Source organism: Pseudomonas sp. AP19, assembly GCF_001728855.1.
GTDB classification, from domain to species: Bacteria; Pseudomonadota; Gammaproteobacteria; order Pseudomonadales; family Pseudomonadaceae; genus Aquipseudomonas; species Aquipseudomonas fluorescens.
In genome coordinates this window covers 35,692-62,459 of the sequence record NZ_LXJP01000044.1, presented here as the reverse complement: position 1 = coordinate 62,459, position 26,768 = coordinate 35,692, and the positions used below count along the sequence as shown (strand labels likewise).

The 26,768-nt window shown below is 61.1% G+C and carries 28 protein-coding genes; 7 read left to right on the top strand and 21 right to left on the bottom strand.

Going from position 1 to position 26,768, the window contains the following annotated elements:
- Positions 1-204: 204 nt before the first annotated feature.
- The 11 genes from A7D21_RS25060 to A7D21_RS25010 form a co-directional block, all read right to left on the bottom strand.
- Positions 205-1,062: a transporter substrate-binding domain-containing protein gene (locus A7D21_RS25060; protein ID WP_053253793.1), complete on the bottom strand. Its 858-nt coding sequence runs from the start codon at positions 1,060-1,062 to the stop codon at positions 205-207.
- Positions 1,059-1,835 (bottom strand): amino acid ABC transporter ATP-binding protein, encoded by a 777-nt coding sequence (locus A7D21_RS25055; protein WP_053253792.1) that lies wholly within the window; start codon positions 1,833-1,835, stop codon positions 1,059-1,061. Before A7D21_RS25055 ends, A7D21_RS25060 begins: the two co-directional genes overlap by 4 nt.
- Positions 1,832-2,491, bottom strand: coding sequence for an amino acid ABC transporter permease (locus A7D21_RS25050; protein ID WP_069552929.1), 660 nt, complete (start codon positions 2,489-2,491; stop codon positions 1,832-1,834). The genes A7D21_RS25055 and A7D21_RS25050 overlap by 4 nt, the downstream gene beginning before the upstream one ends.
- A complete protein-coding gene (locus A7D21_RS25045; protein ID WP_053253790.1) occupies positions 2,472-3,137 on the bottom strand; it encodes an amino acid ABC transporter permease in 666 nt (221 codons plus the stop codon). The genes A7D21_RS25050 and A7D21_RS25045 overlap by 20 nt, the downstream gene beginning before the upstream one ends.
- 501 nt (positions 3,138-3,638) lie before the next feature.
- The gene (locus A7D21_RS25040; protein ID WP_053253789.1) at positions 3,639-4,421 is read right to left on the bottom strand and encodes a MetQ/NlpA family ABC transporter substrate-binding protein; all 783 of its coding nucleotides are present in this window, start codon (positions 4,419-4,421) and stop codon (positions 3,639-3,641) included.
- A 126-nt stretch (positions 4,422-4,547) separates the two neighbouring features.
- Positions 4,548-5,471 carry a sigma 54-interacting transcriptional regulator gene (locus A7D21_RS25035; protein ID WP_069552928.1) on the bottom strand — a complete coding sequence of 308 codons (924 nt, stop codon included), beginning with the start codon at positions 5,469-5,471 and terminating at the stop codon, positions 4,548-4,550.
- A 48-nt stretch (positions 5,472-5,519) separates the two neighbouring features.
- The gene (locus tag A7D21_RS25030; RefSeq protein WP_053253787.1) at positions 5,520-6,101 is read right to left on the bottom strand and encodes an alpha/beta hydrolase; all 582 of its coding nucleotides are present in this window, start codon (positions 6,099-6,101) and stop codon (positions 5,520-5,522) included.
- A gap of 247 nt (positions 6,102-6,348) precedes the next feature.
- Positions 6,349-6,750 (bottom strand): biopolymer transporter ExbD, encoded by a 402-nt coding sequence (locus A7D21_RS25025; RefSeq protein ID WP_053253786.1) that lies wholly within the window; start codon positions 6,748-6,750, stop codon positions 6,349-6,351.
- Between the two features lies 1 nt (position 6,751).
- The gene (locus tag A7D21_RS25020) at positions 6,752-7,474 is read right to left on the bottom strand and encodes a MotA/TolQ/ExbB proton channel family protein (RefSeq protein WP_141718263.1); all 723 of its coding nucleotides are present in this window, start codon (positions 7,472-7,474) and stop codon (positions 6,752-6,754) included.
- 51 nt (positions 7,475-7,525) lie between these two features.
- On the bottom strand, positions 7,526-8,326 hold the full coding sequence (locus A7D21_RS25015; protein WP_069552926.1) for an energy transducer TonB: 801 nt from the start codon (positions 8,324-8,326) through the stop codon (positions 7,526-7,528).
- 281 nt (positions 8,327-8,607) lie between these two features.
- Positions 8,608-9,459 (bottom strand): LysR family transcriptional regulator, encoded by an 852-nt coding sequence (locus tag A7D21_RS25010; RefSeq protein WP_069552925.1) that lies wholly within the window; start codon positions 9,457-9,459, stop codon positions 8,608-8,610.
- Between the two features lie 107 nt (positions 9,460-9,566).
- On the opposite strand from A7D21_RS25010, the gene A7D21_RS25005 reads away from it, so the two are divergent.
- The 3 genes from A7D21_RS25005 to A7D21_RS24995 all read left to right on the top strand — a co-directional run bounded on the left by A7D21_RS25005 (position 9,567) and on the right by A7D21_RS24995 (position 12,216).
- A complete protein-coding gene (locus tag A7D21_RS25005) occupies positions 9,567-10,028 on the top strand; it encodes a nucleoside deaminase (RefSeq protein ID WP_069552924.1) in 462 nt (153 codons plus the stop codon).
- Positions 10,015-11,184 carry a CynX/NimT family MFS transporter gene (locus tag A7D21_RS25000; RefSeq protein ID WP_069552923.1) on the top strand — a complete coding sequence of 390 codons (1,170 nt, stop codon included), beginning with the start codon at positions 10,015-10,017 and terminating at the stop codon, positions 11,182-11,184. The genes A7D21_RS25005 and A7D21_RS25000 overlap by 14 nt, the downstream gene beginning before the upstream one ends.
- Positions 11,185-11,280: 96 nt before the next feature.
- A complete protein-coding gene (locus A7D21_RS24995) occupies positions 11,281-12,216 on the top strand; it encodes a LysR family transcriptional regulator (protein ID WP_069552922.1) in 936 nt (311 codons plus the stop codon).
- On the opposite strand, the gene A7D21_RS24990 is transcribed toward A7D21_RS24995, so the two are convergent.
- Positions 12,107-13,201, bottom strand: a complete 1,095-nt coding sequence (locus tag A7D21_RS24990) for a fatty acid desaturase (RefSeq protein ID WP_073637940.1) — start codon at positions 13,199-13,201, stop codon at positions 12,107-12,109. The two genes, A7D21_RS24995 and A7D21_RS24990, sit on opposite strands and share 110 nt — an antisense overlap.
- 101 nt (positions 13,202-13,302) lie before the next feature.
- On the opposite strand from A7D21_RS24990, the gene A7D21_RS24985 reads away from it, so the two are divergent.
- Positions 13,303-14,307 (top strand): AraC family transcriptional regulator, encoded by a 1,005-nt coding sequence (locus A7D21_RS24985; RefSeq protein WP_069552921.1) that lies wholly within the window; start codon positions 13,303-13,305, stop codon positions 14,305-14,307.
- Between the two features lie 444 nt (positions 14,308-14,751).
- Here A7D21_RS24985 and A7D21_RS24980 read toward each other — a convergent pair whose 3' ends face one another.
- Positions 14,752-15,117, bottom strand: a complete 366-nt coding sequence (locus tag A7D21_RS24980; protein WP_053253777.1) for a response regulator — start codon at positions 15,115-15,117, stop codon at positions 14,752-14,754.
- Positions 15,118-15,146: 29 nt separating this feature from the next.
- Complete coding sequence (locus A7D21_RS24975; RefSeq protein ID WP_053253776.1) at positions 15,147-15,842, bottom strand: Crp/Fnr family transcriptional regulator; 696 nt, start codon at positions 15,840-15,842, stop codon at positions 15,147-15,149.
- Between the two features lie 83 nt (positions 15,843-15,925).
- On the opposite strand from A7D21_RS24975, the gene A7D21_RS24970 reads away from it, so the two are divergent.
- Entirely contained in the window at positions 15,926-16,453 is a 528-nt protein-coding gene (locus A7D21_RS24970; protein WP_069552920.1) for a DUF962 domain-containing protein, read from the top strand.
- 108 nt (positions 16,454-16,561) lie between these two features.
- Here the strand turns inward: A7D21_RS24970 and A7D21_RS24965 are convergent, their stop codons facing one another.
- The 6 genes from A7D21_RS24965 to dibA all read right to left on the bottom strand — a co-directional run bounded on the left by A7D21_RS24965 (position 16,562) and on the right by dibA (position 22,922).
- Entirely contained in the window at positions 16,562-17,542 is a 981-nt protein-coding gene (locus A7D21_RS24965; RefSeq protein ID WP_053253774.1) for a sulfate/molybdate ABC transporter ATP-binding protein, read from the bottom strand.
- A gap of 3 nt (positions 17,543-17,545) precedes the next feature.
- Positions 17,546-18,418: a sulfate ABC transporter permease subunit CysW gene (cysW, locus tag A7D21_RS24960; protein ID WP_053253773.1), complete on the bottom strand. Its 873-nt coding sequence runs from the start codon at positions 18,416-18,418 to the stop codon at positions 17,546-17,548.
- 13 nt (positions 18,419-18,431) lie between these two features.
- On the bottom strand, positions 18,432-19,250 hold the full coding sequence (gene cysT, locus A7D21_RS24955; protein ID WP_053253772.1) for a sulfate ABC transporter permease subunit CysT: 819 nt from the start codon (positions 19,248-19,250) through the stop codon (positions 18,432-18,434).
- A 198-nt stretch (positions 19,251-19,448) separates the two neighbouring features.
- A complete protein-coding gene (locus A7D21_RS24950; RefSeq protein ID WP_053253771.1) occupies positions 19,449-20,459 on the bottom strand; it encodes a sulfate ABC transporter substrate-binding protein in 1,011 nt (336 codons plus the stop codon).
- A 65-nt stretch (positions 20,460-20,524) separates the two neighbouring features.
- Positions 20,525-20,707: a sulfur starvation response protein OscA gene (gene oscA / locus A7D21_RS24945; protein WP_003170956.1), complete on the bottom strand. Its 183-nt coding sequence runs from the start codon at positions 20,705-20,707 to the stop codon at positions 20,525-20,527.
- Positions 20,708-21,008: 301 nt separating this feature from the next.
- Positions 21,009-22,922: a phosphodiesterase DibA gene (gene dibA, locus A7D21_RS24940; protein WP_069552919.1), complete on the bottom strand. Its 1,914-nt coding sequence runs from the start codon at positions 22,920-22,922 to the stop codon at positions 21,009-21,011.
- 166 nt (positions 22,923-23,088) lie between these two features.
- Between dibA and desA the strand changes: the two genes are divergently transcribed.
- Together desA and A7D21_RS24930 are read left to right on the top strand one after the other, a co-directional pair.
- The gene (gene desA, locus A7D21_RS24935; protein WP_064450144.1) at positions 23,089-24,273 is read left to right on the top strand and encodes a delta-9 fatty acid desaturase DesA; all 1,185 of its coding nucleotides are present in this window, start codon (positions 23,089-23,091) and stop codon (positions 24,271-24,273) included.
- A 187-nt stretch (positions 24,274-24,460) separates the two neighbouring features.
- Complete coding sequence (locus A7D21_RS24930; RefSeq protein ID WP_069552918.1) at positions 24,461-25,462, top strand: sensor domain-containing diguanylate cyclase; 1,002 nt, start codon at positions 24,461-24,463, stop codon at positions 25,460-25,462.
- Between the two features lie 33 nt (positions 25,463-25,495).
- On the opposite strand, the gene A7D21_RS24925 is transcribed toward A7D21_RS24930, so the two are convergent.
- A complete protein-coding gene (locus A7D21_RS24925) occupies positions 25,496-26,704 on the bottom strand; it encodes an HDOD domain-containing protein (protein WP_069552917.1) in 1,209 nt (402 codons plus the stop codon).
- Between the last annotated feature and the right edge of the window lie 64 nt (positions 26,705-26,768).

The following is a 26,768-nucleotide window of genomic DNA, read 5'->3' as shown; positions in this document are numbered from 1 at the left end:
ATAGCCGCCGTGACCGCAGCAACGGATATGTACCCAATCCACCGAAACGCCCCCCAGCCCCAAAGCAACCCAAAGCGTTGCGCAAAGACCGATGCTCACCGCGACCAAGCCCGCGCCCACACTGGGAATACACCCAAGCGATGTAAAGCGGCCAACTGTGAGCGCGAGCTTGCCCGCAACAGCGGCTGAACAGTCAGCGCAAAATCAACCCTGCCACTTCCCGCCTTCAACAATCACACTCTCAGGCCGGGTGTCATCGCTCAGCTCTTTACGCACATATTGGTCATACAACTTGAGCAAAAACTTCTCCTCACCCAACTTCGCCAACTCGCTATTCACCCAGTCACGCAATTCGACGTTGCCCTTCTTCACCGCTGGCGCAATCGGCGCTTCATCACCGAGTTTCTGCTCCAGCACACGGTAGCCCGGGTTCTGCTTGGCCCAGCTGAACAACACCAAGTTGTCCTGTGCATACGCGTCACCACGACCAGCCGACAACGCTTGCAGTGACTCGGAGTTTTTCTCGAACTTGAGCAGTTTCCAGTCCGGGTGGTGCTTGGTCAGCCAGATATCGGCAGTGGTACCCGTGGTGACGATGGTGGTGCGGGAGGCCAAGTCATCCAGGCTTTTTACCGCGCTGCCCTGAGGCACCAACGCCTGTACCGCGACTTTCAGGTTGGGGTTGGTAAAGTCCACCGCTTCCTTGCGCTCCGGGGTCACGGTCATGTTGGCGAGGATCAGGTCGACTTTGTCACTTTGCAGAAACGGTATACGGCTGGCCGGCTCGACGGCGACGAATTCGACTTTGTTTTCATCGCCCAGCAGGTCCTTGGCGAATTGGCGGCCGATGTCGGTATCGAAGCCGACGTAGCGACCGGCTTCGTTCACAAAGCCGAACGGCGGCTTGTCGGTGAATACGCCGACGATCAACTTGTCGCGCGCCTTGATCTTGTCGATGTAGCTCACCGCGGCGGCAGGTTTCGCGGGCGCTTCAGCCTTCTTATCGCAGCCGGCCAACAATGCGACGGCGAGCAGTGGCAGTAATAACTTGGCAGTTTTCATATCAGCTCCAGTTCCTTGGTCTTTTTGGGCAGTGTTGAAACAAAGGAGAACTTCTCCAGAAACTGCTGCGCGCGTGCGGTTTGCGGGTTCGTAAAGAATTCTTCGGGGGTGTGTTGTTCGAGGATGCGACCGGCCTCCATAAACACCACGCGGTCGGCGACGGCGCGGGCGAAGGCCATTTCGTGGGTGACGATCAGCAGGGTCATGCCATCGCGGGCCAGGCCCTGGATCACCTCCAGCACTTCCTTGACCATCTCCGGGTCGAGGGCGGCGGTGACTTCGTCAAACAGCATGACCTGGGGGTTCATGCACAACGAGCGGACGATGGCGATGCGTTGCTGCTGGCCACCGGAAAGCTGACGCGGGTAGGCATCGCGCTTGTCGGCCAGGCCCACGCGTGCCAGCAGTTTTTCTGCCTGCTCGCGGGCTTCGCGCGGCGCGCGTTTTTGCACTTTCAACGGGCCGAGCAGGATGTTGTCGAGCACGCTCATGTGCGGAAACAAATGGTAGCTTTGGAACACCATGCCCACGTCCTGGCGCACCTGGCGCCAGTCGGTGTGTGGGTCCAACAGCTCCTTGCCGGCAAAGCGCAGGCTGCCGCTGTGCGCCACTTCAAGGCCGTTAAGGCAGCGCAACAACGTGCTTTTGCCGCAGCCGCTGGGGCCGAGGATCACCACCACTTCGCCGCTTTGGACCCGCAAGTCGATGCCCTTGAGCACCTGCTGTTCGCCGAAGAATTTGTTGAAACCCTGGAACTCGATCAATGCGCTCATGCTTGGGCCCAGCGCCGTTCCAGCACCTTGGAGGCGGCCGACAACGGGTAGCAGATAAAGAAGAAAAACAGGAACAGCACGCCGTAGATCAGTACCGACTCATAGGTGCGCTCGATGATTTGCTGACCGACCTTGATCACATCGACCACACCGATCAGCACGGCCAGGGAGCTGGTCTTGATGATCCGCGTGTAGACGTTGATGGTCGGCGGCGTCATACGCTTTAGGGCTTGGGGCAGCAACACGTAGCCGTAGAGCTGCGGGTCGGACAACCCAATCGACAAGCCGGCTTCACGCTGGCCACGCGGCAGCGAATGCAACGCGCCGCGGACCACTTCGCCCACCTCGCTGGCGCCCCATAGCGACAGCACCAGCACCGCGCACCAAAAGCTCGGGATGCTCAGGCCAAAGAAAATCGGCAGGCCGAAAAACAACAGGTACAACCACACCAGCACCGGAATCGCCCGGAACAGCTCCAGATAAACACGCAGCACAAGGTTGATCAGCCGGTTGTTCAGCGTGCGCAACACGCCATACAGCACGCCGCCGACGGTGCTGAAGGCAATGCTCAAAAACGAAATCGACAGGGTTTGCGCAGCGCCCTTGCCCAGTTGCGGCAATGACACCCACAGCAACTCAAGACCCGAACTGGCCATGCTGGAGCCTCCTTTCCAGGCGGCTGAGCAGCAGCGACAGCGGCAAGAACAACAGCACGCAAATCAGCGTCAGCACGGCGAGCATCTCGTAGGTTTTGTAGTAGAGCGCGATGTAACTCTTGGTGGTGTAGAGAATTTCCGGCACGGCCACAGCCGAGACCACGGTGGTCTCCTTGAGCAGGAAGATGAAATTGGCGAACAGCGCCGGCAGGCTGAGAATGCCGGCCTGGGGCAGGATCACATGGCGCAGCAACTGCCAGTCGGACAGGCCGATGGATTTGCCCGACTCGATCTGCGCCAGCGGTACCGCTTCGACACCGGCGCGCAGCACTTCGGTGAGGTACGCGCCGCCCAGGAACGTCATGGTGATGATGGCCGCCCAGAACCCGGAAATATTGAAACCCAGGGCCGGCAAGGCGAAGTACACGAAGAACAGTTGGATCAGCAGCGGCGTGTTACGCGCCAACTCCACATACAGCGCCACCAGGCGCGACAGGTAGGGCGTGCGAAACACCAGCAGCGCCGCATTGATCAGCGCCACCAGCAAGGAGCTGGCAATGGCAATCAAGCCCACTTGCAGCGTCACCCCCACGGCACTGAGAAACGCCGGCAGGGTGCTGAGGATAAAAGCGAAATCGAAGGTCATCGTGAGTCCATGACGCCGCAAGGGTAATGCAGCGAGCGCAGTCCGTTCCGGCGTGGGTAACGTCGGGTAGCGCGAACTTTAAAGGTATAAAAAGCAAAATTTAAATACCTAAATAGCATATTGATATCACCCAAAAAGATAACCGCCGGATTCGCGGGTTTGGCCGGTGACGGCTATGGTCTTGGGGTCGCAGGACGGCTGTTTTTTTCGAGGGAATGAGCAATGAACCAAGCGAAACCGCTGGATCCGCAGGAACTGGTGAAGTGGTTGGTGGCGCTGCGCAGGGCGATCAATAGCCAACCTGGCTGACACACCATCACTCAATGTGGGCGCGGGCTTGCTCGCGAATGCGGTGTATCAGACAGCGCATCTGTAACTGACAGACCGCTATCGCAGGCAAGCCCGCTCCCACCGTGTTTGATCGTATTTCCAGGCCAATAAAAAAACGCCGACGCTGTAGAAGCCGTCGGCGTTCAAACCTTGAAGGGGGTTTTGTTTACATCAGAACGCAGGCACTACCGCGCCGTTGTACTTCTTCTCGATGAAGGCTTTGACTTCCGGGCTGGTCAGCGCCTTGGCCAGTTTCTGCACAGCGTCGCTGTCCTTGTTGTCCGGGCGAGCGACCAGGAAGTTCACGTAAGGCGACTTGGCATCTTCGATGATCAGCGCATCTTTCGCCGGGTTCAAGCCCGCTTCCAGGGCGTAGTTGGTGTTGATCACGTCCAGGTCAACCTGGTCCAGCACGCGTGGCAGCAAGGCCGATTCCAGCTCTTTGAACTTCAGGTGTTTTGGGTTGGAAGCGATGTCTTTCGGCGTGGACAGCGCATTGCTCGGGTCTTTCAGCGTAATCAAACCATTCTTTTGCAGCAGCAGCAGGGCGCGGCCACTGTTGGAGCCTTCGTTCGGGATGGCCACGGTAGCGCCGTCTTTAAGCTCGGAAATATTCTTGATCTTCTTCGAGTAGCCGCCGATCGGTTCAACGTGCACACCGATCACAGTGACCAGGTTGGTGCCCTTGCCCTTGTTGAAGTTTTCCAGGTACGGCAGGGTCTGGAAGTAGTTGGCGTCCAGGCGCTTCTCGGCAACCTGTGTGTTGGGCTGCACATAGTCGGTGAACACCTTGATTTCCAGGTCCACGCCTTCTTTGGCCAGGGTCGGCTTGACCAGCTCAAGGATCTCGGCGTGCGGGATCGGGGTGGCCGCAACGACCAGTTTCTCGTTGGCCTGGGCGAAGCTTGCAGTCAGGGCAGCCGCCAGTGCGGTAAACAACAGAACCTTTTTCATGCAGTGTCCTTATCGAAATTCCGGGGCGTCTCTGACGACCGTTTTTTTGTGGTGTGCCAGCGAAGTGCTATCGCGGCGTGGGGTGGACAATACCTAGATTTTTTATTCCCGAACAATATCTTTTATTCACGTTGATATTCCATTTTGTTCATTTAGGAATTTGAGCAAGGTTTGCTGCTCGGCGGGGCTGGCGTTGGCGAAAATCCGTTGCAGTTGCTCAAGGGGTGAGCCCGCCGCCGGCAGGTTTAAATGCTCGGGCAAAATTTCATCGCCACTGCTCACCAACAGCGCGAAGTGAATGACGTTTTCCAGCTCGCGGGTATTGCCCGGCCAACTGTGGTGTTCCAGCACGCGCTGGGCGGCGTCACTGATCAGCGGCACCGGCAGGTCCAGGCGCTGGCTGTAGATGCCGAGGAAGTATTCGGCCAGGGACAGGATGTCGCCGACCCGTTCACGCAAGGCCGGCAGGTCCAACTGGCCTTCGCTCAAGTAATGGAATAGACGTTCATGAAACTTGCCCGCCGCCACGGCTTGGGCCAGGTCGATGCTGGTGGCTGCGACCAGCCGCACATCCACCGGGCTGGGCTGATGTGCGCCAACGCGAGTGACTTCGTGATTTTCCAAGGCCGCGAGCAATTTCACCTGGATCGGCAGCGGCAAGTCACCGATTTCGTCCAGGTACAAGGTGCCGCCGTTGGCCGAGCCGAACCACCCGGCCCGACTGCTGGCCGCGCCGCTGTGGCTGCCTGCGGCGTAGCCAAACAATTCGGCGTCGGCGTAGGTGGGGCTGATCGCGCCGCAGTTGACCGACACAAACAGCCCGGCGCGGTCGCTGCCACGGTGGATATGCCGCGCCAGCAGCTCTTTACCGCTACCGGTCTCGCCGCGAATCAACACGGGCAAGGCACGCGGCGCGAGGCTTTCGAGCGCTTCACGCAGTTGCCGTGAACGCGGGTCGACAAACACCAGCGCCTTGGCGCGAATGCTCAGCGGGCTCTTTTCGGCGTCGGGGAAGGTCAGCAGTGGCTGGCCGAAGGTTTCATGACTCATGGCAGGCTCCCGCCCCAAATCCACTCAGGGACGGGGCGTTGAAAATGTTCAGGCAGTGCGCCGGGCGTGATGCTCGAGGCGGCTCTGGAGACGATATAGATAGGCGAACCCCTGCTCCCAACGCTGGTGGCCGGACTTCACATTGATATGCCCGGCACCCGACAAAATGCCGGCTTCGGCGCCCCAGTGACGGGCCAGCTCCAACGCCCTTGGGGCACTGACGGCGCTGTCGTTATCGGAACTGACCACCTGGCTGGGAAATGGCAGCAGGTCGGTCGGGATCGGCGCGAAGTTGCGTAGCGCCGGCGAACAGGCCGGACGTTCGACATCGGCCGGGGCCACCAGCAAGGCACCGCGTACCTGCCGCAGGAAATGCACCGGCGCAGTGGCCGCCCAGTGGGCGACGGTGATGCAACCCAAGCTGTGGGCGATGAGAATCACCGGCGTGCTGTCGGCAGCGATCGCTTCAGCCAGCGCGGCCACCCAGTCTTCGCGACGCGGCGTCAACCAATCGGCCTGCTCCACGCGCGCACTGTTGGGCAGGCTGTTTTGCCAATGGCTTTGCCAATGTTCTTCTGGCGATCCTTGCCAGCCCGGCACGATCAGATAACGAATCGACTCGCTGTGCATGGGTGTGCCCTCCTGCAGCGTTTAACGTTGCTGGTCAGTATAGGGACGCGGGTTATATTCGTTAAGGAATAAGAAGCTATTTATTAATAACCAAAATATCAATCACACGGATACTTAAAAATGTGGGTGCAGGAAAGCCAGCTCCCACATGGATCGGGTTGCACAGGGGAAATCAGGTAAATACCAGGCAAAAAAAAGGCCGCACCCTGCCAAGGAAACGGCCCAAAAATCGTCGAGGCTTTTAACACTAACGAGCGGTAATCACCGACAGCTTGGTAATGCCCGCGCGTTCGATAGACGCCATGGCTCGCGCCACTTCGCCGTAGTTCACGCCATCGTCCGCCTGCAGTTGCACCCGCACATCGGGGTCCTTGGCCTTGGCCGCCTGCAGGTTGAATTCGAGCAGGTCCGGCTGGATTGCGTCCTTGTTGATAAACAGTTTGCCGGCGCCGTCGATGCTCACCACCAGCGGGTCTTTCTGCTCTACCGGGGCCACGGCCTGGGTCTTGGGCAGGTTGATCGGAATCGCATTGGTCAGCAGCGGCGCGGTGACGATAAACACCACCAGCAGCACGAGCATCACGTCCACCAGCGGCGTGACGTTGATCTCGCTCAGCACCTCATCACTGTCTTGGGTTGAGAAGGCCATCTCAGGACGCCTCCTTCACTTTTTGCGGGTTACCCGCCGCGCTTTTCGTCAGCGCAGGGTGCAACAGCACGCGGAAAGAATGCTTCTGCGCCAGGCTGTAAAAATCGTGGGCAAAGTCATCGAGGTCGGCCGCTGTCAGCTTCAAGCGGCGCAGGAAGTAGTTGTAGACCAACACGGCCGGCACGGCGACGGCGATACCGACACCGGTGGCAACCAACGCCGCACCAATCGGGCCGGCCACGGTTTCCAGGCTGGCGGAACCGGCGGCGCTGATCCCCTTCAGCGCTTCCATGATCCCCCACACGGTGCCGAACAGACCGATAAACGGCGAGGTGCTGCCGATACTGGCGACCACGGCCAGGCCGGTTTCGAGCGAGCGACGCTCACGCACGATCTGCTGGCGCAGCGCTCGTTCGAGACGGTCCTGATGGTTGATGGCCTGGCTCAAGTCAGCCGCGTGCGGCGCATCGCCGACCTGGATCGCGGCATAACCGGCCTGGGCCACACGGGCCGCAGCGCCGGGTTGGGTTTCGGCCAGCTCGGCAGCCGAGTCGAGGCTCGACGCCGCCCAGAACTGATTGTGGAATTTTCGATCCTGCGCCCTGAGGCGACTGAACTGCACAGCCTTGAGCAAGGCAAAGCCCCAGGTGGCGACCGAAAAGGCCACCAGCAGCCAGATCACCGCGCTTTCAATGGATTCAAGTGGAGATGCTAATGCCATGATGTTTTCCCTCTGTGCAGGTGGCGGCGTGTCCAACACACCGCTGCCGAATAGTTAGTGAATCTTGAAATCGATCGGCACGCTGACCCAGCCGTCCTGGGCCACATCGCCCTGCTTGGCCGGCACGAAACTCCAACGTTTCACGGCGGCCAGTGCGGCGTCGTCGAGTTGCTGGCGACCGCTGCTTTTCTGGACCTGGACCTCACCCGGCTTGCCGCTGGCCAACACATGCACGCGCAGCAGCACGGTGCCTTCCCAACCACGGCGCTGGGCCAGCGACGGGTACTCCGGCGCCGGGTTCTTCAAGTACGCGGCGTTGGCCGAAGCAGGTGTCACCGGCGCAGGTGAAGGTGCCGGTGGCGCTGGAGGCGCTGGAGGCGCAGGCGTCGGTGGCGCAGGCGGTTGCTCGACCGCTTTTGGCACAGGTTTGGGTTCAGGTTTCGGCACCGGCTTCGGCTTGGGTTTTGGAACAGGTTTCGGCGGCGCTGGTTTGGCGGCCAACTCATCGACTACCGGCGGCGGAGGCTCGACTACAGGCGGCGGCGGTGGCGGTTCAACCACCGGCGGCGCGGGTTGGGAAAATTCGATGGTCATCGGTGGGATTTCCGGCGGCACGATTGGCAGCACCGGCGTGGGCTTCTGGCTCAGCCAATAGATCAGCGCACCGTGCAGGGCCACCACCAGCAACCCGAGCAGAACCCCTTCGCGACGACTCGCAAAACGCTTCGGGGTTTTCTGCAAACGCAATTGCCCCAAGGGCGCGCGGTGCGGCCGGCCAAGGTCGACCAACTCACCACCCGGTGCCTGGCGCCATTGCGCCTCGCGTGCACTGGCGGCGGTCTGGACATTGCCCATTGATTCACTCCCTACGGTTTTCACACCCAAAAACCGACAGGCCTGCCAAAGCGGCCGTCGAGGGCTGAATCATCGGGGGCAGACGCTTATCTCTTAAAGTAATCTTTAAAGTTATAGATAGATCTAAATTGAATAAATGAACCGTCCTGAAACACCCAAGCCACGGCCCGCCTGGCCTGTGGCGAAGGCGCCATTTTTGAATGCCTTAAGGGCATAAAAAATATTCCTGAAAGGCATCGCGTGTGGCGCGCGGGCTTGCCAATAAAAGGCCGTCGACCGTTTTACGCTGGGCTGTTTGCGCATAAGTCGAGCAATTGGCTTTGCAACGTTTGCCCGGCCGCGCCCAACCCACTGCGGCCATATAACGCCAGCCGCACGCCCTGCACCCTGGGCAAACCACTGTGCTCGCCGAGTACCACATGCCCGGCCTGCACCACCCTTCGCGGCAACAAGCTGATCCCCAACCCCGCCGCCACTGCCGAACACACGCTGGCCAGGCTGGCGCTGGAATAACCGATGCGCCAACGCCAGCCGCCGACTTCCAGGTGGTGGAGCATTTCATTGCGGTACAAACCGCCCACCGGAAACGCCACCAGCGGCAGCGGGTCGCGCCCCAGGGACGGCGTGCTGCGGCTGTCGACCCAGCACAACGGTTCCGGCCATGAGGCCAGGCAGTCATCGCTGTCCCCCATCTGCTTGACCAGCAACACGTCGAATTCGCCCGCGCGGTACTGCCGTTGCAACTCCGGGCCCAGGCCACTGGTCACCTCCAGACGCACGCGCGGGTAGGCCGCCACGAACGCTGACAGCAACGGCATCAGGCGTTCGGCGGCAAAGTCCTCCGGCACCCCGAGGCGCAACACGCCGTCGCTTTGCTGGCTGATCAACACGTCAGCGGCTTCTTCATGCAGTGCCAGAATGCGCCGCGCATAGGCCAGCAAGCGCTCGCCCTCAGCGGTGGCCACCACGCGGCGCTGGTCGCGGTCCAGCAACTGGCATGCCACGCCATCTTCCAGGCGGCGGATCTGCTGGCTCACGGTGGATTGGGTCAAGTGCAGGCGCTCGGCAGCGCGGGTGAAGTTGCCGCAGTCCACCACGGCAACAAAACTGCGTAACAACACGGGGTCGAACATGGCGCGTCACCATTCCATTTGCCACTGGTTGGCATGGTTATATTTAATTTCAGAATACCCCGGCCGCTGACCATACTTCACCTTCCATTCTGCCCAGAGGGACCGCAATGACCGACGATCATCAGCACCTGCAACGCGCCGTAGCCCTGGCCAGCGCCAATGTGGCCCAAGGTGGTCGACCGTTCGGCGCCGTGCTGACGCTCAATGGCGAGGTGCTGGTCGAAGCCGTCAATGAGATCCACCTGACCCAGGACCCCACCGCCCACGCCGAGCTGCTGGCGATTCGCGCGGCCAGCCAACGCGTAGGCGCGCGCCTGGAAGGCTGCGTGATATACGCCAGTGGCCAACCCTGCCCGATGTGCTTGAGCGCCATGTACCTGTGCGGCGTAGCGCGCGTGGTGTTTGCCGCCAGCAACGCAATGGCCGAACCGTTCGGCCTGTCGACGGCGGTGATTGGGCAGCAGGTCGGCCTGCCACTGAGCGAACAGCGCCTGCCGATCCAACACCTGCCCGACGCCGCCATGACCGCGCTGTATCACCGATGGAAAACCCTGCATGCCCCTGAATAAATCCTTCGCCGGCTGGGGCCTGCTGGTGGTGCTCGGCCTCAACCTGCGGCCGATCCTCAGTTCCATCAGCCCGTTGCTCGGCGAGATCCGCCAGGCCACTGGCCTGAGTTTCCAGAGCAGTGCGCTGCTCACCAGCCTGCCGGTGGTGTGCATGGGCCTGGTGGCGCTGGTCGGCGTGCGCGTGGAGGCACGGCTCGGCGAACGGCGTGGCATTGCGCTGGGCTTGATGATGATTCTGCTCGCGTGCCTGGCGCGTTGGCTGCTGGGCCAGGCGTCGGCGCTGCTGGTCACGGCATTGCTCGGTGGCGCCGGTGTGGCGCTGATCCAGGCGTTGGTGCCGGCGATGATCAAGCGCGAATTTCATCACCGCGTGCCGGTGGCGATGGGCGTGTACTCCGCTTCGCTGATGGCCGGTGGCGGGTTGGCGGCGCTGCTGAGCCCGGTAGTGGCCACGCATTTCGAGCAATGGCAGGCCGGGTTGGGTGTGTGGCTGTTGCCGGCGCTCGGGGCGTTATTGCTATGGGCCTGGTTGCCGTTGGGCGCGGCGAGAAACCCGCAGCCAGTGCCCGCGTTCACGGGCCTGCGCAACCGGCGGGCCTGGCTGTTGGCGCTGTACTTCGGCTTGGTCAATTGCGGCTATATGAGCATGGTGGCGTGGCTGCCGGCGTACTATCAGCAATTGGGCTGGGGCGTATTGCCAAGTGGTTCGTTGCTGGCCTTCATGACCATCTTCCAGGTGATCGCCGCGCTGCTGATGCCGGTGTTGGCACAACGCGGTATCGACCGTCGACCGTTGCTGGGCATCAGCCTGCTGGCGCAAACCCTCGGCTACCTCGGCCTGATCATCGCGCCGCAGGAATATCCCCACCTGTGGGTGGCCTTGTGCGGCTTCGGCCTGGGCGCATGTTTTGCCCTGAGCCTGCTGCTGACCCTCGACCACCACCGCGACCCGCGCCAAGCCGGGCAACTGGCGGCTTTCGTGCAAGGCGTAGGCTTTTTGATCAACGCGATTTCGCCGTGGCTGACCGGCTGGCTGCGCGAACTGACCGGCAACTTTGTCAGCGCCTGGGTGGTGCTGACAGTCACCGTAGTGGCGATGCTGCTGGTGACGCGGGTGTTCAGTCCCGCGACCTATCGCACGGTGCCTGCTCTATAGATATGCATTTAAGGTCTAGATAAAACAAAATCGCTTCGTTGACGGAATAAGCAAGCGCCTTAAAATCGCGGTTCTCCTTTCGCACGTCGGGCCGCCATGGATCTCCGCCAACTGCGCTACTTCATTGCGCTCAACAAGTACCGCAGTTTCGTGCGCGCCGCCGACGCCATGGGGATTACCCAGCCGGCCTTCAGCCGCAGCATCCAGGGCCTGGAGCAGGAGTTCGGCTGTGTATTGGTGGATCGCGCCAACAAAGACCTGCGCCCGACGCCCGAAGGCCAGGTGGTGCTGCAGCACGCTTTGGGCCTGGTGCAAGGTGCGGCGCTGCTGAGCCATGAAGTCACGCGCATGACCAAGCTCGACGCGGGCGAGGTTCGGTTTGGCAGCGATGCAGTGGCGGCGGTCAACCTGGTGCCCGTGACCATCGCCCGTTTTATCACGACCTACCCCAAGGTACGCGCCGCCCTGCAGGTGGATAACTGGGAAAAACTGGGGCGCAGCCTGAGCCGGGAAGAGATCGAATTCTTTATCGCCGATGTGCGTCACTTTGAAGCCGATCCGAACTTTCAGACCCAGGCCCTGACCCCGCGGCGCATGGCGTTTTTCTGCCGCACCGGGCACCCGCTGCTGGCCAAGGACAGCCTCTCCACCAATGACCTGTTCGATTACCCGTTGGCCGCGCCCTTGATGGCGCCCGGCATTCGCAAGGTACTGGCCAACCTCAGCGGGCGCATCGACTTTGCGCCCGCTGTCGAGCTGGAGCAGTTTTCCTCTCTGGCCACCCTCGTGCAGCAGTCAGACGCCATCGGCCTGGGGCCAGAAGAGGCCTTCGCCGACGCGTTCACCCACGGTGAGCTGACGCTGCTGCACTGGCGCAACCTGCCTCACACCCTGGAGAGCTTGAACCACCGCTGCGGCGTGATCAGCCGCGCTGGGGTGCGTTTGTCGCCTGCGGCGAAGGTGCTGATCGAAGCCCTGCTGGCGGTGGAAAGCCGAGCCGGTTGGCCCGCGAAAACGTGCCAAAATCATTGAAGCGCACGCCCATGTCGGCCATGACTTTGTGCGCCACTTTGGCCGTCATCTGGCGGATGTAAAACGGTTCCTTCACGACAAAATGATGGATGCCGTGGGTGCTGCCGAAGTTGAAGCAAAACGCCTGCAGCGGCCACATCCACCAGGGGTTGAGCACTTGGGTCTGCTGGATCACATTGCCCAGCTCCACATCGCCGTAGTAATGCATGTTGGAGCTGACAAAGTGCAGGCAAAAGGTTCGCAGCACGTTGGGGCCGATGATGACCACGGCGGCGATGTCGATGACCTGCATGACCTGCAAGGTGTTGGCTGACCAGGCGATCGGCACGCCCATCAGGCTGGCAATGCCATTGGCGGCATGGAAACCGAGGAACACATACCACGCGCCCCAATGCAGCAGAGCCAATGGCGCGTACACCAGCAGCGAGCGCTTGAGGATCTTGAGTTTGTGGCCCCAGGTTTTCGCCCGCAGCATGCGGATAAACGCCGACATCACGTTATCCCCCACCATCAGCAGCCGCGCAACGCCCCACGGTTCACCATTGGTGATGGCGCGCTCCTCCATATCGGTTTCGGTCCCGGAGACCTTGTGGTGGTTAAGGTGCAGGTGGCGGCGTATCCACGGGTTGATGGTGCTCGGGCGCGCCAGCCAGACCAGGCCCATCATCAGGTTGTGGGGCAGGCGTTGCTTGCGAAAGTACATGCTGTGGATCAGGTCGTGTTCCAGCTCGTGGGTCAGCGAGGCGAGGAAGGCATTGAGCAGCAGGCACACCCACCAGGCCATATGACCGCTGATGTAGAGCGCTGCCGAGCCGAGCATGCCGAGCAAGGCGAAGGCCAGGATACCGGCGCCCAGCGCGTCCTGGTGCCGCAGCCAGGGGTGCTGCTGGCGCAGTCTGGCGCCTTCGGCGAGCACCACTTCGCGGATATGCGCAGAACGCTGTTGTGCGTTCATCTGTTGGGGACTTGCAGAAGTACCGTCCATGCTCCCATCCTCTGGTTTATTGATAGATGCATCCTGGCCCAAGCGGTCCGCCAGGGCATCAGCCCCACACGCCAACCTGTTGACCGCAAGCGCCAATCGCCATGACCGAACCCACTTCCCTCGCCAGCTGGACCCGCGCCCTGCGCAAACAGCTCGATGCCCTGGACCTCGACAGCGCCGCGCTGTGCGCCCAGGCCGGGCTCGACCCACAGCAGATGGACGACCCCAACGCGCGTTATCCGCTGTCGGCAACCACGCGCTTATGGGAGCTGGCGGTGCAGGCCAGCGGCGATCCGGCAATCGGGTTACGGGTGTCGCGGTTTGTCAGCCCCACGACCTTTCATGCGCTGGGTTATGCGTTGGTGGCCAGCGGCAGCTTGCGCGAGGTGTTCGAGCGCATCGTGCGTTATCACCAGGTGGTCAGTGATGCGCTGACGCTGGAGCTTAGCCGAGAGGGCGAGCGCTACCACTTTCGCCTGCTGCAACCACCGGGCAGCCCGGCGCCGGCACTGGAAGCGATTGATGCGTTTGCGGCGATTTATGTGCGCACCTGCCGTAATCGACTGGGCCGCGAATACGCGCCGCTGGCGGTGCACCTGCGACGGCCGGAGCCGGCTGACGCCAAGCCGTGGCACACGGTATTTCGCGCGCCGGTGTTTTTTGGCGCTGAGGAAGACCGCCTGGAGTTTGCCGCAAGGGACTTCGACAGCCATCTGGATGACGCTAACCCCGAGTTGGCCGAACACAATGAGACCGTGCTCAAACGCACGCTTGCCCAGTTACAACCGCTGACCTGGGAGCGCAAGGTGCGCGCGGCCATTGAGGCGCAATTGCCGGAGGGCGAGCCAAGTGCCGAGCGGATCGCCCAGGCGCTGCACCTGAGCCTGCGCAGTTTGCAGCGGCATCTGGCGGATGAAGGCTGTCGGTTTGATGCGTTGCTCAATGAGTGCCGCGAGAACCTGGCGCTGCTGCACCTGCGGGACTTGCAGTGCTCGTTGGCCGAGATCAGCCATTTGCTGGGGTTCGCCGACACCAGCAGTTTCAATCGGGCGTTCAAGCGCTGGACGGGGATAACGCCGGGGCAGTTTCGCGATGGGCTGCGGTAGCGGAATGTGTAGCGGTTGTGAGGGCCTCATCGCGGGCAAGCCCGGCTCCCACAGGTTGACTGTGTTCACGCTGGCTTGCCTGCGATGGCGGCAGGGCGATTTTGGGTGACTGTGAGGGCCCCTTCGGGAGCAAGCCCCCTCCCACATTTTGATGGGTGAACCCAGTCAACTGTGGGAGCTGGCTTGCCTGCGATGGCTGCAGGGAGATTTTGGGTGACTATGAGGGCCTCTTCGGGAGCAAGCCCCCTCCTACATTTTGATGGGTGAACCCAGTCAACTGTGGGAGCTGGCTTGCCTGCGATGGCGGTAGGGCGATTTTGGGTGACTGTGAGGGCCCCTTCGGGAGCAAGCCCCCTCCCACATTTTGATGGGTGAACCCAGTCAACTGTGGGAGCTGGCTTGCCTGCGATGGCGATAGCCCCGGCACCCCATTAACTGGATCAGTCAGCGCCCACGATCACGGCGTAATAACTTCCTGACCCGCGCCACCAACGCCTTGGCATCGAACGGCTTGAGCAAATAATCATCCTCATGCAATTCCAGGCCACGCAGTCGGTCTTCAATCCCGCCTGGTGTGGTCAAGAACAACATCGGCGTCTGCCCCTTCAACCGAATCGCCTGCTGCAACTTCCAGGCATTCAAGCCCGGCAGCATTACATCCAGGATAACCAGGTCGTACTCGGTGCTTTCCACGAAACGCAACGCCGCCATGCCATTGGCCGCGACTTCCACGGTGTAGCTCGCCTCGTTCAAGCCCTGGGCCATCCGCTGTGCTTCTTCGGATTCATGTTCCACTAACAGCACACGCATAACACACCTCGATTAATCAGGTTGGCAGGCTAACACCCTGGCGCGTGCGCCGCCTCACGCAGTCGCTGGGCATCGAGGATTTCGATCTCGCCATAGCCCAGGCGCACGATGCCCTGGGTTTGCAGCTCCTTGAGCAACGCATTGGTGGTCTGGCGCGACAGACTCAACATCGCCGCCAGGTCTTCCTGGGGCAGTTGCACACTGCTTCTGGAGGGTTGGATATCCCCGTAACCCTCAACAATCATCAATAAACGGTGGGCCAGTCGAACCGAGGCCGGCATCAGGCTGAGGTGTTCGAGGCCGATGAAACTCAGGCGCAGTTTCTGGCTCATCAGCAACGCCAGGTCGCGCCAATATTGCGGGGTTTCATCCAGGATGTTCAACAACGCGCGTTGCGGCACCTGCAACAGCGTGCACGGCCCGACCGCGCAGGCATCGTGGGTACGCGGCAGGCCGTCGAACAGGCAGATTTCGCCGAACCAGTAAGGCAGTTCGACCTGACTCAATACCGCCTCCTTGCCGTGCTCATTCACTGCGCTGATGCGCAGCGTGCCGTCGAGCACTGCGTACAGGCCACACGGCGGGTCGCCGCGTTTGAACAGGTATTGCCCCGCCGCCAGCTGCCGCTGCCGGGCGTGGGCCAGCAGGCTATGCTGAAAAGAACCCGGCAGGTGGCTGAACCAATGGCCCGTGGCCAACTGCGCGTGCCATTTCTCTGTGTGCATGACAACTCCGAAGATTGTCGCCCAGCTGACAGTCAGTCGCAGGCTGACAGGGCATGATCAACCATCCTACAGGAGGAACAACAATGAAAAGCCTCGTCGACCATCTCAGTCAATATGCCGCCTACCATCGCGACCCGCGCAATATCGCCAGCCATTTTATCGGCATCCCGCTGATTGTGGTGGCGGTGGCCGTGCTGCTGTCACGCCCGGAATGGGCAGTGGGCGCACTCTGGCTGTCGCCTGCGGTGATACTGGCGTTGTTTTCAGCGTGGTTTTACCTGCGCCTGGAATGGCCCCTGGGCGTGCTGATGACGGTGCTGATGGGCTTGTCGGTGTGGGCCGGGCACGTGCTGGCGGCGCAGAGCACGATGGTGTGGCTCAGCAGCGGCATCGGCATGTTTGTGGTGGGCTGGGTGATTCAGTTTGTCGGCCACTATTACGAAGGCAAGAAACCAGCGTTTGTGGATGACGTGTCCGGGCTGATCGTCGGGCCGTTGTTTGTGGTGGCAGAGGTGGCGTTCATGCTGGGGTTGCGCGATGACCTGAAGCAGCAGATTGAGCAGCGGTCTGGGCCGGTGGAACGCCGTGATCTAAAGCCGAGCAAGGTCTAAATGTGGGAGCGGGCTTGCTCGCGAAAGCGGTGTATCAGTCGGTATATCTGTTGACTGACACCCTGCATTCGCGAGCAAGCCCGCTCCCACAGGGGTTTTGCAGTGGGCTCAGGCTTTCTGCCAGACCTTGGGCTTGAAGAACAGCGTCTCGCCACGGGCCAGGCCGGTGAGGCTGTCGTGGTCTTTCACCACCTCAGCTTCAATCAGCTCGCTCTGGCCTTCCACCTTCAAGGTCACCCGTGTAGTTGCACCCAACGGGCGAATATCGCGCACTTCGGCCGCATGGTGGTCTTCCAGCTCATGGCGCGACAGCGACACTTCGTGCGGGCGGAACAGCACGTGCTTGTCCTCACCCAGGTGCAGGCGGTTGGAGTCGCCGAGGAAGTGGTACACAAAATCGCTGGCCGGGTTTTCGTAGACGTCGCCCGGTGAGCCGATCTGCTCGATCACGCCCTTGTTCATCACCACGATACGGTCGGCGACTTCCATGGCCTCTTCCTGGTCGTGGGTCACAAACACCGACGTCAGGTTGATGTCTTCGTGCAGGCGCGCCAGCCAGCGGCGCAGTTCTTTACGGACCTTGGCGTCGAGGGCGCCGAACGGTTCGTCCAGCAGCAAGACTTTGGGCTCCACCGCCAGCGCACGGGCCAGGGCAATACGCTGGCGCTGGCCGCCGGACAGTTGCTCCGGGTAGCGATCAGACAACCAATCGAGCTGCACCATGTTCAGCAGTTCGTGAACCTTGGCCGCAATCTGGGTTTCGCTCGGGCGCTGGTTTTTCGGCTTCATGCGCAGGCCGAAGGCGACGTTGTCGAACACCGTCATGTGGCGGAACAACGCGTAGTGCTGGAACACAAACCCGACGTTGCGATCCCGCACGTCGTGGCCGGACACGTCTTCACCGTGGAACACAATGCTGCCGTCATCCGGGGTTTCCAGCCCGGCGATGATGCGCAGCAAGGTGGTCTTGCCGCAGCCGGACGGGCCCAGCAACGCCACCAGCTCGCCACTCTGGATGTCCAGATTGATGCTGTTCAGGGCCTTGAAGGCGTTGAAATTCTTGCTGACATTACGGACTTCAATCGACATGACTTATTCCTCACCGGCGCTTTTGCGCAGGCGGTTGATACGGTTCTCGCTCCACTGCTTGAGCAGCAGGATGAAGAGCGCCAGGATCAGCAACAGGCTCGCGACGGCAAACGCGGCGACATGGTTGTATTCGTTGTAGAGGATCTCGACGTGCAGCGGCAGGGTGTTGGTGACGCCGCGAATGTGGCCGGACACCACCGACACCGCGCCGAACTCACCCATCGCCCGTGCGGTACACAGCACCACGCCGTAGATCAGGCCCCATTTGATGTTCGGCACGGTCACGTGCCAGAACATCTGCCAGCCATTGGCACCGAGCAGGCGCGCGGCCTCTTCTTCCTGGGTGCCCTGCTCCTGCATCAGCGGGATCAGCTCACGGGCCACGAACGGCACCGTCACGAAAATGGTCGCCAGCACAATGCCCGGCAAGGCGAACACGATCTGGATGTCATGCGCCTGCAGCCACGGGCCGAAGAAGCCCTGGGCGCCGAACATCAGCACATAGACCAAGCCGGCGATCACCGGCGACACCGAAAACGGCAGGTCGATCAGCGTGACCAGGATGCTCTTGCCACGGAACGAGTACTTGCTCACGCACCACGCAGCGCTGACGCCGAACACCACGTTGAGCGGCACCGAGATCACCACGGCGATCACCGTGAGCTTCAGCGCCGACAGTGCGTCGGGTTCAAGGATCGCGGTGAAGAATGCGCCGAGGCCATTCTTCAAGCCCTGGGACACCACGATAAACAACGGCAGCAGCAGGAACAGCGCAAACACCAGCCAACCCAGGCTGATCAGGATACGTCGCGACACCGCGCTGCCACGACGGGCAGCGTTGGCCGAAGACGCGGCGGAAATAGACGATTGGGACATGTTCCGCGCCTCCTTATGGACGTTCGATGCGCCGCTGCAACAAGTTGATCAGCAGCAGCAGGACAAAGGAAACCACCAGCATCAGCACGCCAATGGAGGTGGCGCCGCGGTAGTCGTATTGGTCGAGCTTGACCATGATCAGCAGCGGCAGGATCTCGGTTTTCATCGGCATGTTACCGGCGATGAAGATCACCGACCCGTACTCACCCACGCCACGCGCAAAGGCCAGCGCGAAGCCGGTCAGCCAGGCGGGCAGCAATGCAGGCACGAGGATGTAGCGGAACACCTGCAATGGCTTGGCGCCCAGGCAGGCGGCGGCTTCTTCGACTTCCCGGGGGATATCGGCCAGCACCGGCTGCACCGTGCGCACTACGAAGGGCAGCGTGACGAAGGTCAGTGCCAGGGTAATGCCCAAGGGGCTGTAGGCGATCTTGAAGCCCAGGTCGGCGGCGAACTGGCCCACCAGGCCGGTCGGCGTGTACAGCGCGGTCAGCGCGATACCGGCCACGGCAGTGGGCAGGGCAAACGGCAGGTCGATCATCGCATCGATGATCTTGCGGCCGGGGAAGGTGTAGCGCACCAGCACCCAGGCCAGCAGCGTGCCGATTACGCCGTTGATCAGCGCGGCGTACAACGCGGTGCTGAAGCTCAGTTGCAACGCCGCCAGCACACGGGGTGCGGAAATAATGGCCCAGAACTGATCCCAAGTGAGTTGAGCGGCGTGGACAAACATCGCCGCCAGGGGGATGAGTACGATCAGGCTGAGGTACACCACGGTGTAGCCCAGCGTCAGCCCGAAGCCGGGTATGACGGGGGAAATACGACGCGACATAAGAGTCCTTGGTTAAAGGTAGAAACCACTGCAGGAGCGCGCTCCTCTGTGGGAGCTGGTTTATGTGGGAGCCGGGCTTGCCCGCGATGCAGCCACCTCGGTGTGTCAGCCACACTGCGGTGATGCTATCGCGGGCAAGCCCAGCTCCCACACAAGCCAGCTCACAGAGAGAAGCGGGACTCCTACAGGTACTTTGGCTTACTGCGCCGTGTAAATCTGGTCGAACACGCCACCGTCATTGAAGAATTTCGGTTGGGCAGTTTTCCAGCCGCCGAAGTCTTTGTCGATAGTCACCAGGTCCAGTTTCGGGAACTGCTGGGCGTATTTGGCAGCGACTTTCTCATCGCGTGGGCGGTAGAAGTTCTTCGCCGCAATCTCCTGGCCAGCCGGGCTGTACAGGTGTTTGAGGTATTCAGTGGCAATCTCGGTATTGCCCTTCTTCTCGGCGTTCTTGTCGACCACGGCCACCGGCGGCTCCGCGAGGATCGACAGGGACGGCACGACGATGTCGAACTTGTCGGCGCCGCCGTCTTCTTTCAACGCCAGGAACGCCTCATTTTCCCAGGCCAGCAACACGTCACCCTGACCGTTGTTGACGAAGGTGATGGTCGAGCCGCGAGCGCCGGTGTCGAGGATCGGCACATGCTTGAACAGCGCTTGAACGTATTCCTGCGCCTTGGCTTCGCTGCCGCCGGCTTTGAGGCCATAGGCCCAGGCGGCCAGGAAGTTCCAGCGGGCGCCGCCGGAGGTTTTCGGGTTCGGGGTAATCACCGAAACGTCTTGCTTGATCAGGTCGCCCCAGTCCTTGATGCCTTTAGGGTTGCCCTTGCGCACCAGGAACACGATGGTCGAGGTGTACGGCGTGCTGGCGTCCGGCAGGCGGGTTTGCCAGTTCTCCGGCAGGGTCTTGCCCAGCTTGGCGATTTCGTCGATGTCGCCGGCCAGCGCCAGGGTGACGACGTCGGCGCGCAGGCCGTCGATCACTGCACGGCCTTGCTTGCCGGAGCCACCGTGGGATTGCTGGATCTTGACGTTGTCACCGGGGTGCTCTTTCTTCCAGAAGCTGGTGAATTCAGCGTTGTAATCCTGGTACAGCTCACGGGTAGGGTCATACGAGACGTTAAGCAACTCGTAGTCCTTGGCAACTGCTGAACCGGCAAACACGGCACTGGCCAGTGCGGCGAGGGCGTAACGGCGAATCGACGACATAGAAGGCTCCTGAAATTCTGGGTGTTGGCTTTTTCTTATAATTGCGGGTCTATCGCCGTTATTGCTTAGCTCGGTTTGTTACCCGGGTTCTGCAAACGGAATTTTTCTTTACGTTCGATCTGCACCACTTGGGCGTTATGCACAGTGATTTCCACCGCGCCGAACCGCAGGTCGCGCAAGGCGCTCTGGATCTCACGCAAAATGGCTGCTTCGTCCTGGCCGTCGACGCTACGTAGAGATGCGCTCATGGTCTCGCTCCTGAAATGAATAGTGCCTGGCAGTGGCGGCACTGCTTGCGGCGTGAGGGCGATAGTAGATAAGCGCGGATATTCTTAAAAAGACTATTTAAGAATGTTTATATAACCAGAAAGAATTTTCTGGCAGGACGTGGGGTTGCGAGGTTTTTTACGCGTGCGACACTGAAAATAAGCCATGCCGAAATCCAAAGGTGGGAGCGGGCTTGCTCGCGAATGCGGTGAATCAGTCAATACACCTGTTTCTGACAGACCGCTTTCGCGAGCAAGCCCGCTCCCACATTTTGACTGTATTTCAAGTCCTGATAGCTGGCGCACGCGCCCAATCAATTTCAGTTGCCGGCATCGGCCGCCCGAACCAATAACCTTGCCCCATATCGCACGCCTGCTCCAACAGAAACCGCGCCTGCTCCACTTGCTCAATGCCTTCGGCCTGCACCTGCATGCCCATGCTTTTGGCCAGGGCGATCACCACGCGCACGATGGCGGCGTCGTCTTCGTCCCACGGCAGCCCGGCGACAAAACCCTGGTCGATCTTGAGCTTCTGCACCGGCAAGCGCTTGAGGCGCAGCAACGATGAATAGCCAGTGCCGAAGTCATCAATGGCCAGGCGCAAGCCCAGCTCACGCAAGCGATGCAATTGCTCAAGGGCCACTTCGGGGTCATCCATCACCGCGCTTTCGGTGACTTCCAGCTCCAGAAACGCCGGATCAAGGCCTGTTTCATGCAGCACTTGGGCGACTTGTTCGTACAGCTCGCGCCGGGCGAACAGACGGCTGGAGACATTCACCGCAACAAAGCTCAACGGCGCGCCCTCGGCCAACCACTGGCACATCTGGCGACAGGCCTGGTCCATCACCCAGGCGTCGATATCGGCAATCAGCCCGGTGCGCTCGGCGATGGGGATAAATTCCCCCGGCGGCACCAGGCCGCGCTCCGGGTGTTGCCAGCGCACCAGCGCTTCGACGCCGAGCAGGCGGCTGTCTTGCAGGTTATGCACAGGCTGGTAATACACACGCAGCTCTTGCTGTTCGAGGGCGCGGCGCAGTTCGCTGGCGATTTCCACGCGATTCTGCGCGTGGGCGGTCAGCTCTTCGGTGTACAACGCATACCCTTCCCGACCGACGCTCTTGGCCTTAAACAGCGCGGAATCCGCATTGCGCAGCAACTGTTGGGCGCTCAGGGCGTCACTGGGGAACAGGCTGATGCCGACGCTGGCGCTGATAAACAACTGGTTGCCGTCGAACACGAAGGGTTCTTTCATCGCATCGAGCATGCGCTGTGCGATCGCGGCAGCCTGAATCACCTGTGGACAACTTTCGGCCAGCACGGCGAACTCGTCCCCACCCAGGCGCGCCAGCGTCACGCCGGGGCCAAACAGGCCTTTGAGGCGCTCGCCCACCGCCTTGAGCAACTGATCACCGACGTTATGGCCGAGGCTGTCGTTGATGATCTTGAAGTGGTCCAGGTCCATCAACAACAAGGCACAGCCACGCTTGTGCACTTGCGCCGAGGCCAGCGCCTGTTCGGCACGGTCGGTAAACAGCAGGCGGTTGGGCAGGTCGGTCAGCGGGTCGTGATGGGCGAGGTGCGCCAGTTCGTGCTCGGAGTCCTTGATGGCGCTGATATCGGAAAACACCGCGACGTGATGGCTGACCTGGCCTTGGTCGTCGTGGATCACACGGATGGTTTGCCACTGGGGATAAATCTCACCGCTTTTACGCCGGTTCCAGATTTCACCGCTCCACTCACCCTTGTCCTCCAGGGTCTGGAACATTTGCTGATAAAAATTCGACGAATGGCGCCCGGACTTGAACAGGCTGGGGCGCTCGCCCATGACGTCTTCTTGTTGGTAGCCGGTGATTTCCATGAACGCCCGGTTGACGTGCACGATCAGCCCTTGGGCGTCGGTGACCAGCACCCCTTCGCGCGTGCAATCGAACACGGCGGCCGCCTGGCGCAAGCGCTCGCGGTTTTCCTGCTGGGGTAGCTGAACTTGATGAGCGCGGACAAAACGGACGCAAATCAGGTAAATAACCAACGCGCTGAGGGCCACCCACACGTACCCGCGCACCTGCAGCCAGCGCACTAACGCGTGCGGCTCATCGAGAAAGTTGATCAATAGCTGCTGGCTGAGCTGGAGCCAAACAATGGAAACCAGCAGATATACCAGCCCCACACGCAGGGCACCTCGGTATGAAAACAGCATAGGTTCAGTAATCCTTACCAAAAAAACAAAATCGCCCTACAAAGGCTGCGGATTATAGAATAAGAAACATCCAGTCACTCCTATCTGAAAGGGCGGCTGGTTTTCTCTGTAGGCTTAGTGATAATGCGTGAGCTGTTTTTTTCTTTATCTGAGGGCCATACAGCCTATGTGGTACAACGGTTTTCTTGACCTGTCAGCCTGGCAACTGGTGGCGGTCACTCTGTTGATGACCCATGTGACCATCGTTGGGGTCACGGTCTATCTGCACCGCTATTCAGCCCATCGCTCCCTGGAGCTCAATGCCGGCCTGAAACACTTCTTCCGCTTCTGGCTGTGGCTGACCACGGCACAGAACACCCGCGAGTGGACCGCTATCCACCGTAAACACCACGCCAAATGTGAAACCGTCGACGACCCGCACAGCCCGGTCATCAAGGGTTTGTCCACCGTGCTGCGCAAAGGCGCCGAGCTGTACCGCGCCGAAGCCGAGAACCCCGAGACCCTGCGCATCTACGGCAAGAACTGCCCGGACGACTGGATCGAGCGCAAAATTTACACGCCCTACCCGCTGCTGGGCGTGGCGATCATGGGCGTGATCGACCTGCTGCTGTTCGGCACCATCGGCATCACCATCTGGGCGATCCAGATGATGTGGATTCCGTTCTGGGCAGCCGGTGTCATCAACGGCCTGGGGCATGCCATCGGCTATCGCAACTTCGAATGCCGCGACGCAGCGACCAACCTGGTGCCATGGGGCATCATCGTCGGTGGCGAAGAACTGCACAACAACCACCACACCTACCCGAACTCGGCCAAGCTGTCGGTCAAGAAGTGGGAATTCGACCTCGGCTGGGCGTGGATTAAAGTGTTCAGCTTCCTGCGCCTGGCCAAGGTGCAACGCGTCGCGCCTATCGCGCACCGCGTGGAGGGTAAAGGCAACCTGGACATGGACACCGCCATGGCGATCCTCAACAACCGTTTCCAGATCATGGCCCAATACCGCAAGCTGGTGATCGGCCCGCTGGTCAAGCAGGAGCTGGAGAAGGTCGATCATTCGGTCCGCCACCAGTTCCACCGTGCCAAACGCCTGCTGTCACGTGAAACCAGCCTGCTGGATGACCGCCACCACGTGCGTATCCAGAGCATGCTGGAACACAGCCATGCATTGACGGTGATCTACGAAAAACGCCTGGCGTTGCAGCAGATCTGGCTGAAGACCAGTTCCAATGGCCACGATATGCTGGCGGCGATCAAGGAATGGGTGCACGAGGCCGAAGCCAGTGGCATCCAGTCCCTGCGTGATTTTGCCCACCAACTGAAGACCTATTCGCTGCGCCCTGCAGCGGTCTGACGGCACTGTGGGAGGGCCACCCCTCCCACACACCCTCTTTCTGGCGTCATTTTCCGGGCACCGCCAATCCGTGACGATCACGGAACTTCACTGCAATTCCCCTCTCTCAAAGAACACTTCGCCATCATGGTGACCCTTGTAGTGACCGCTGTTCCATCCTGCGGCGCGCCCAGAGAGAGTTGTACCGATGGTCCACGAAAAGCCCTACCTACCCGACGCCCCCACTGCTGAGCCTCCTCGCCCAGCCGCGGCGGCCACCCTGTTGGCGCTGATGCACGCCCAGGGTGAAGTCGAACGGTTGAGCGAGCGCGAGCAATTGCTGAGCTCACTGCTGGTCAGTGTGAATGCCGTGCTGTGGGCCATTGATTGGCAAACGCGTCGCGTGCTGTATGTGAGCCCTGCCTACGAGCGGGTGTTCGGCCGGTCGGCCGGTTTGCTGTTGGCCGATTACCGCGAATGGCGCAACAGCATCCACCCTGAAGACCTCGACTATGCCGAACACAGCCTCGCTCGCGTGCTGGAGTACGGTGCCGTGGAGGACCGCGAGTACCGCATCATCACGGCTGACGGGCACATTCGTTGGCTGAGCGACAAATGCTATATCAACCAGCAGGTCGAGCCCGGTGCGCCAACAATCGTGGTCGGCATGGCCGAGGACATCACCGAAAAGAAACAGATGGCCTTGGAGCTGCACCGCCTGGCCACCACCGACGTGCTGACCCAGAGCAGCAACCGCAGGCATTTTTTCGAGTGCGCCAATCAAGCCTTCGACAACGCCTGCGCCCAAGGCGCGCCGCTGGCATTCCTGTTGCTGGACATTGATGACTTCAAAGACGTCAACGACAGCTACGGCCATCTGGAGGGCGATCAGGTGTTGCGGCGTATCGCCGAGAGCGGTCGGGGCGTATTGCGCCGTGGCGACCTGTTCGGGCGTATTGGCGGCGAAGAGTTCGCCGCCGTGCTGCCGGGGTGTGCGCCGGAGATGGCGATGCAGGTGGCTGAACGCCTGGGCAAGGAAATCCAGGCATTGAGTTTCAGCTGTGAAGGCAGGGCGTTTACCGTGACCGTCAGCCAGGGCTTGGCCAACCTGCGTGAAGACGACTCAACCCTGGACAACCTGTTCGCGCGGGCCGATACCGCCATGTACGAGGCAAAGCGCCAGGGCAAAAACCGCGTGGTAGCCGGCTAGCACTGATCAGAAGCGGGGGGCGGTGTATTTTCCTCAGGTTTTACGCACCCGCATCAGCTCCGACAGGCCCACTTTCAGCAACCGCGCAGTCTTGCCTTTGGCGAGTTCTTCGAGCCCTTCATGCTCGGTCAGGCGCGCCATTTGCGCCGCCAGGTTCACCACCAGCGCTTCGCGCGAATACACCCCGCCTTCGAGTGAATAGGTTGCTGCGATCAACTGACGCAGCTCCAACGGCAAGCGCCAACGCGTGCGCAACGCCGACCCATAGGCCGCGCCAAAGGTGAACAGCGACTCGCCAATCACTTCATCATCCAACGCACCACCGCCCAGGCGCCAATCTTCCAGGCAGCGCAACAGCGCCAAGTCCCCCAGCCGGTGCAGGATACCGGCGCTGTAACAGCGCTCGTGGTCCAGATCCAGCATACGCGCGAGGCGGCGGGCATAGTCGGCAGTGGCCTGGGACAACTGCCAGTGGCGCTCGGCGTAGGCCACCAGTGCCGGATCGCCCAATACCACGTTGTGCTTGAGGGTCAGGCCCAGGATCAGGTTCATGCTCTGCCCGGGCACCAGCGAATGCAGCGCGGCCGGCAGGTGTTGTACCGGCGAGCCATGCTGCCCGGCGCTGTTGGCCGCGGCGATGAGCACGGCGGTGATTTGCGGGTCCATGCGTACCCGGTCTTCCAGGCACTGGAGGTCCAGGCCATCCGGCCCCAGGCTCTGTTGCACCGCCGCCTTCACGTCGACCCACAACGGCGCACCGTCGCAGGCGTCGCGTCGGCGCTCCAGGAACACCGGCAAGGTCATGCCCGGCGCCAACGGAGGAATTTCGCAATACACGCTTTCGCCTTCATTGAGCAGCAGGTCTTGCAGCCGCTGGGTCAGGCCGTCCATGTCCAGGGGTTTGGTCAGGTACGCCGTGGGCGCCAGGGGCAAGGCTTCGCGTACGCTGGCACTGTCATTGCGACTGCTCAGCAAAATAAACGGCAGCGCGGGCGAGCGGCGCTTCTGGCGCACGTTGCGCAGCAGGCTCAGGCCATCGATGCCCGGCAGCTCCCAATCCGCCAGGATCAGGTCGTAGGCTTTTTCTTGCAGCAGCGTGGCAGCTTGCTGCCCGTCGGCACACACGTCCAGCCGTGCGTCGCAGCGCACATTCAACAACACTTGCTTGAGCAGATCCCGCGACCAAGGGTCCGCCTCGGCAATCAACACTCGGGGTACAGCCGGTAAATCAACAGCAGTCATCCAGCACGCTCCATCGGCAATGCCTGCACCTTAGACAATCAAGCTGCCTGCGTACAAGGAACAA

Bases quoted from the DNA above. Each gene is read 5' to 3' on its own strand.
- A7D21_RS25060 (WP_053253793.1), bottom strand. From the start codon at position 1,062: ATGAAAACTGCCAAGTTATTACTGCCACTGCTCGCCGTCGCATTGTTG.
- A7D21_RS25055 (WP_053253792.1), bottom strand. From the start codon at position 1,835: ATGAGCGCATTGATCGAGTTCCAGGGTTTCAACAAATTCTTCGGCGAA.
- A7D21_RS25050 (WP_069552929.1), bottom strand. From the start codon at position 2,491: ATGGCCAGTTCGGGTCTTGAGTTGCTGTGGGTGTCATTGCCGCAACTG.
- A7D21_RS25045 (WP_053253790.1), bottom strand. From the start codon at position 3,137: ATGACCTTCGATTTCGCTTTTATCCTCAGCACCCTGCCGGCGTTTCTC.
- A7D21_RS25040 (WP_053253789.1), bottom strand. From the start codon at position 4,421: ATGAAAAAGGTTCTGTTGTTTACCGCACTGGCGGCTGCCCTGACTGCA.
- A7D21_RS25035 (WP_069552928.1), bottom strand. From the start codon at position 5,471: ATGAGTCATGAAACCTTCGGCCAGCCACTGCTGACCTTCCCCGACGCC.
- A7D21_RS25030 (WP_053253787.1), bottom strand. From the start codon at position 6,101: ATGCACAGCGAGTCGATTCGTTATCTGATCGTGCCGGGCTGGCAAGGA.
- A7D21_RS25025 (WP_053253786.1), bottom strand. From the start codon at position 6,750: ATGGCCTTCTCAACCCAAGACAGTGATGAGGTGCTGAGCGAGATCAAC.
- A7D21_RS25015 (WP_069552926.1), bottom strand. From the start codon at position 8,326: ATGGGCAATGTCCAGACCGCCGCCAGTGCACGCGAGGCGCAATGGCGC.
- A7D21_RS25010 (WP_069552925.1), bottom strand. From the start codon at position 9,459: ATGTTCGACCCCGTGTTGTTACGCAGTTTTGTTGCCGTGGTGGACTGC.
- A7D21_RS25005 (WP_069552924.1), top strand. From the start codon at position 9,567: ATGACCGACGATCATCAGCACCTGCAACGCGCCGTAGCCCTGGCCAGC.
- A7D21_RS25000 (WP_069552923.1), top strand. From the start codon at position 10,015: ATGCCCCTGAATAAATCCTTCGCCGGCTGGGGCCTGCTGGTGGTGCTC.
- A7D21_RS24995 (WP_069552922.1), top strand. From the start codon at position 11,281: ATGGATCTCCGCCAACTGCGCTACTTCATTGCGCTCAACAAGTACCGC.
- A7D21_RS24990 (WP_073637940.1), bottom strand. From the start codon at position 13,201: ATGGACGGTACTTCTGCAAGTCCCCAACAGATGAACGCACAACAGCGT.
- A7D21_RS24985 (WP_069552921.1), top strand. From the start codon at position 13,303: ATGACCGAACCCACTTCCCTCGCCAGCTGGACCCGCGCCCTGCGCAAA.
- A7D21_RS24980 (WP_053253777.1), bottom strand. From the start codon at position 15,117: ATGCGTGTGCTGTTAGTGGAACATGAATCCGAAGAAGCACAGCGGATG.
- A7D21_RS24975 (WP_053253776.1), bottom strand. From the start codon at position 15,842: ATGCACACAGAGAAATGGCACGCGCAGTTGGCCACGGGCCATTGGTTC.
- A7D21_RS24970 (WP_069552920.1), top strand. From the start codon at position 15,926: ATGAAAAGCCTCGTCGACCATCTCAGTCAATATGCCGCCTACCATCGC.
- A7D21_RS24965 (WP_053253774.1), bottom strand. From the start codon at position 17,542: ATGTCGATTGAAGTCCGTAATGTCAGCAAGAATTTCAACGCCTTCAAG.
- cysW (WP_053253773.1), bottom strand. From the start codon at position 18,418: ATGTCCCAATCGTCTATTTCCGCCGCGTCTTCGGCCAACGCTGCCCGT.
- cysT (WP_053253772.1), bottom strand. From the start codon at position 19,250: ATGTCGCGTCGTATTTCCCCCGTCATACCCGGCTTCGGGCTGACGCTG.
- A7D21_RS24950 (WP_053253771.1), bottom strand. From the start codon at position 20,459: ATGTCGTCGATTCGCCGTTACGCCCTCGCCGCACTGGCCAGTGCCGTG.
- oscA (WP_003170956.1), bottom strand. From the start codon at position 20,707: ATGAGCGCATCTCTACGTAGCGTCGACGGCCAGGACGAAGCAGCCATT.
- dibA (WP_069552919.1), bottom strand. From the start codon at position 22,922: ATGCTGTTTTCATACCGAGGTGCCCTGCGTGTGGGGCTGGTATATCTG.
- desA (WP_064450144.1), top strand. From the start codon at position 23,089: ATGTGGTACAACGGTTTTCTTGACCTGTCAGCCTGGCAACTGGTGGCG.
- A7D21_RS24930 (WP_069552918.1), top strand. From the start codon at position 24,461: ATGGTCCACGAAAAGCCCTACCTACCCGACGCCCCCACTGCTGAGCCT.
- A7D21_RS24925 (WP_069552917.1), bottom strand. From the start codon at position 26,704: ATGACTGCTGTTGATTTACCGGCTGTACCCCGAGTGTTGATTGCCGAG.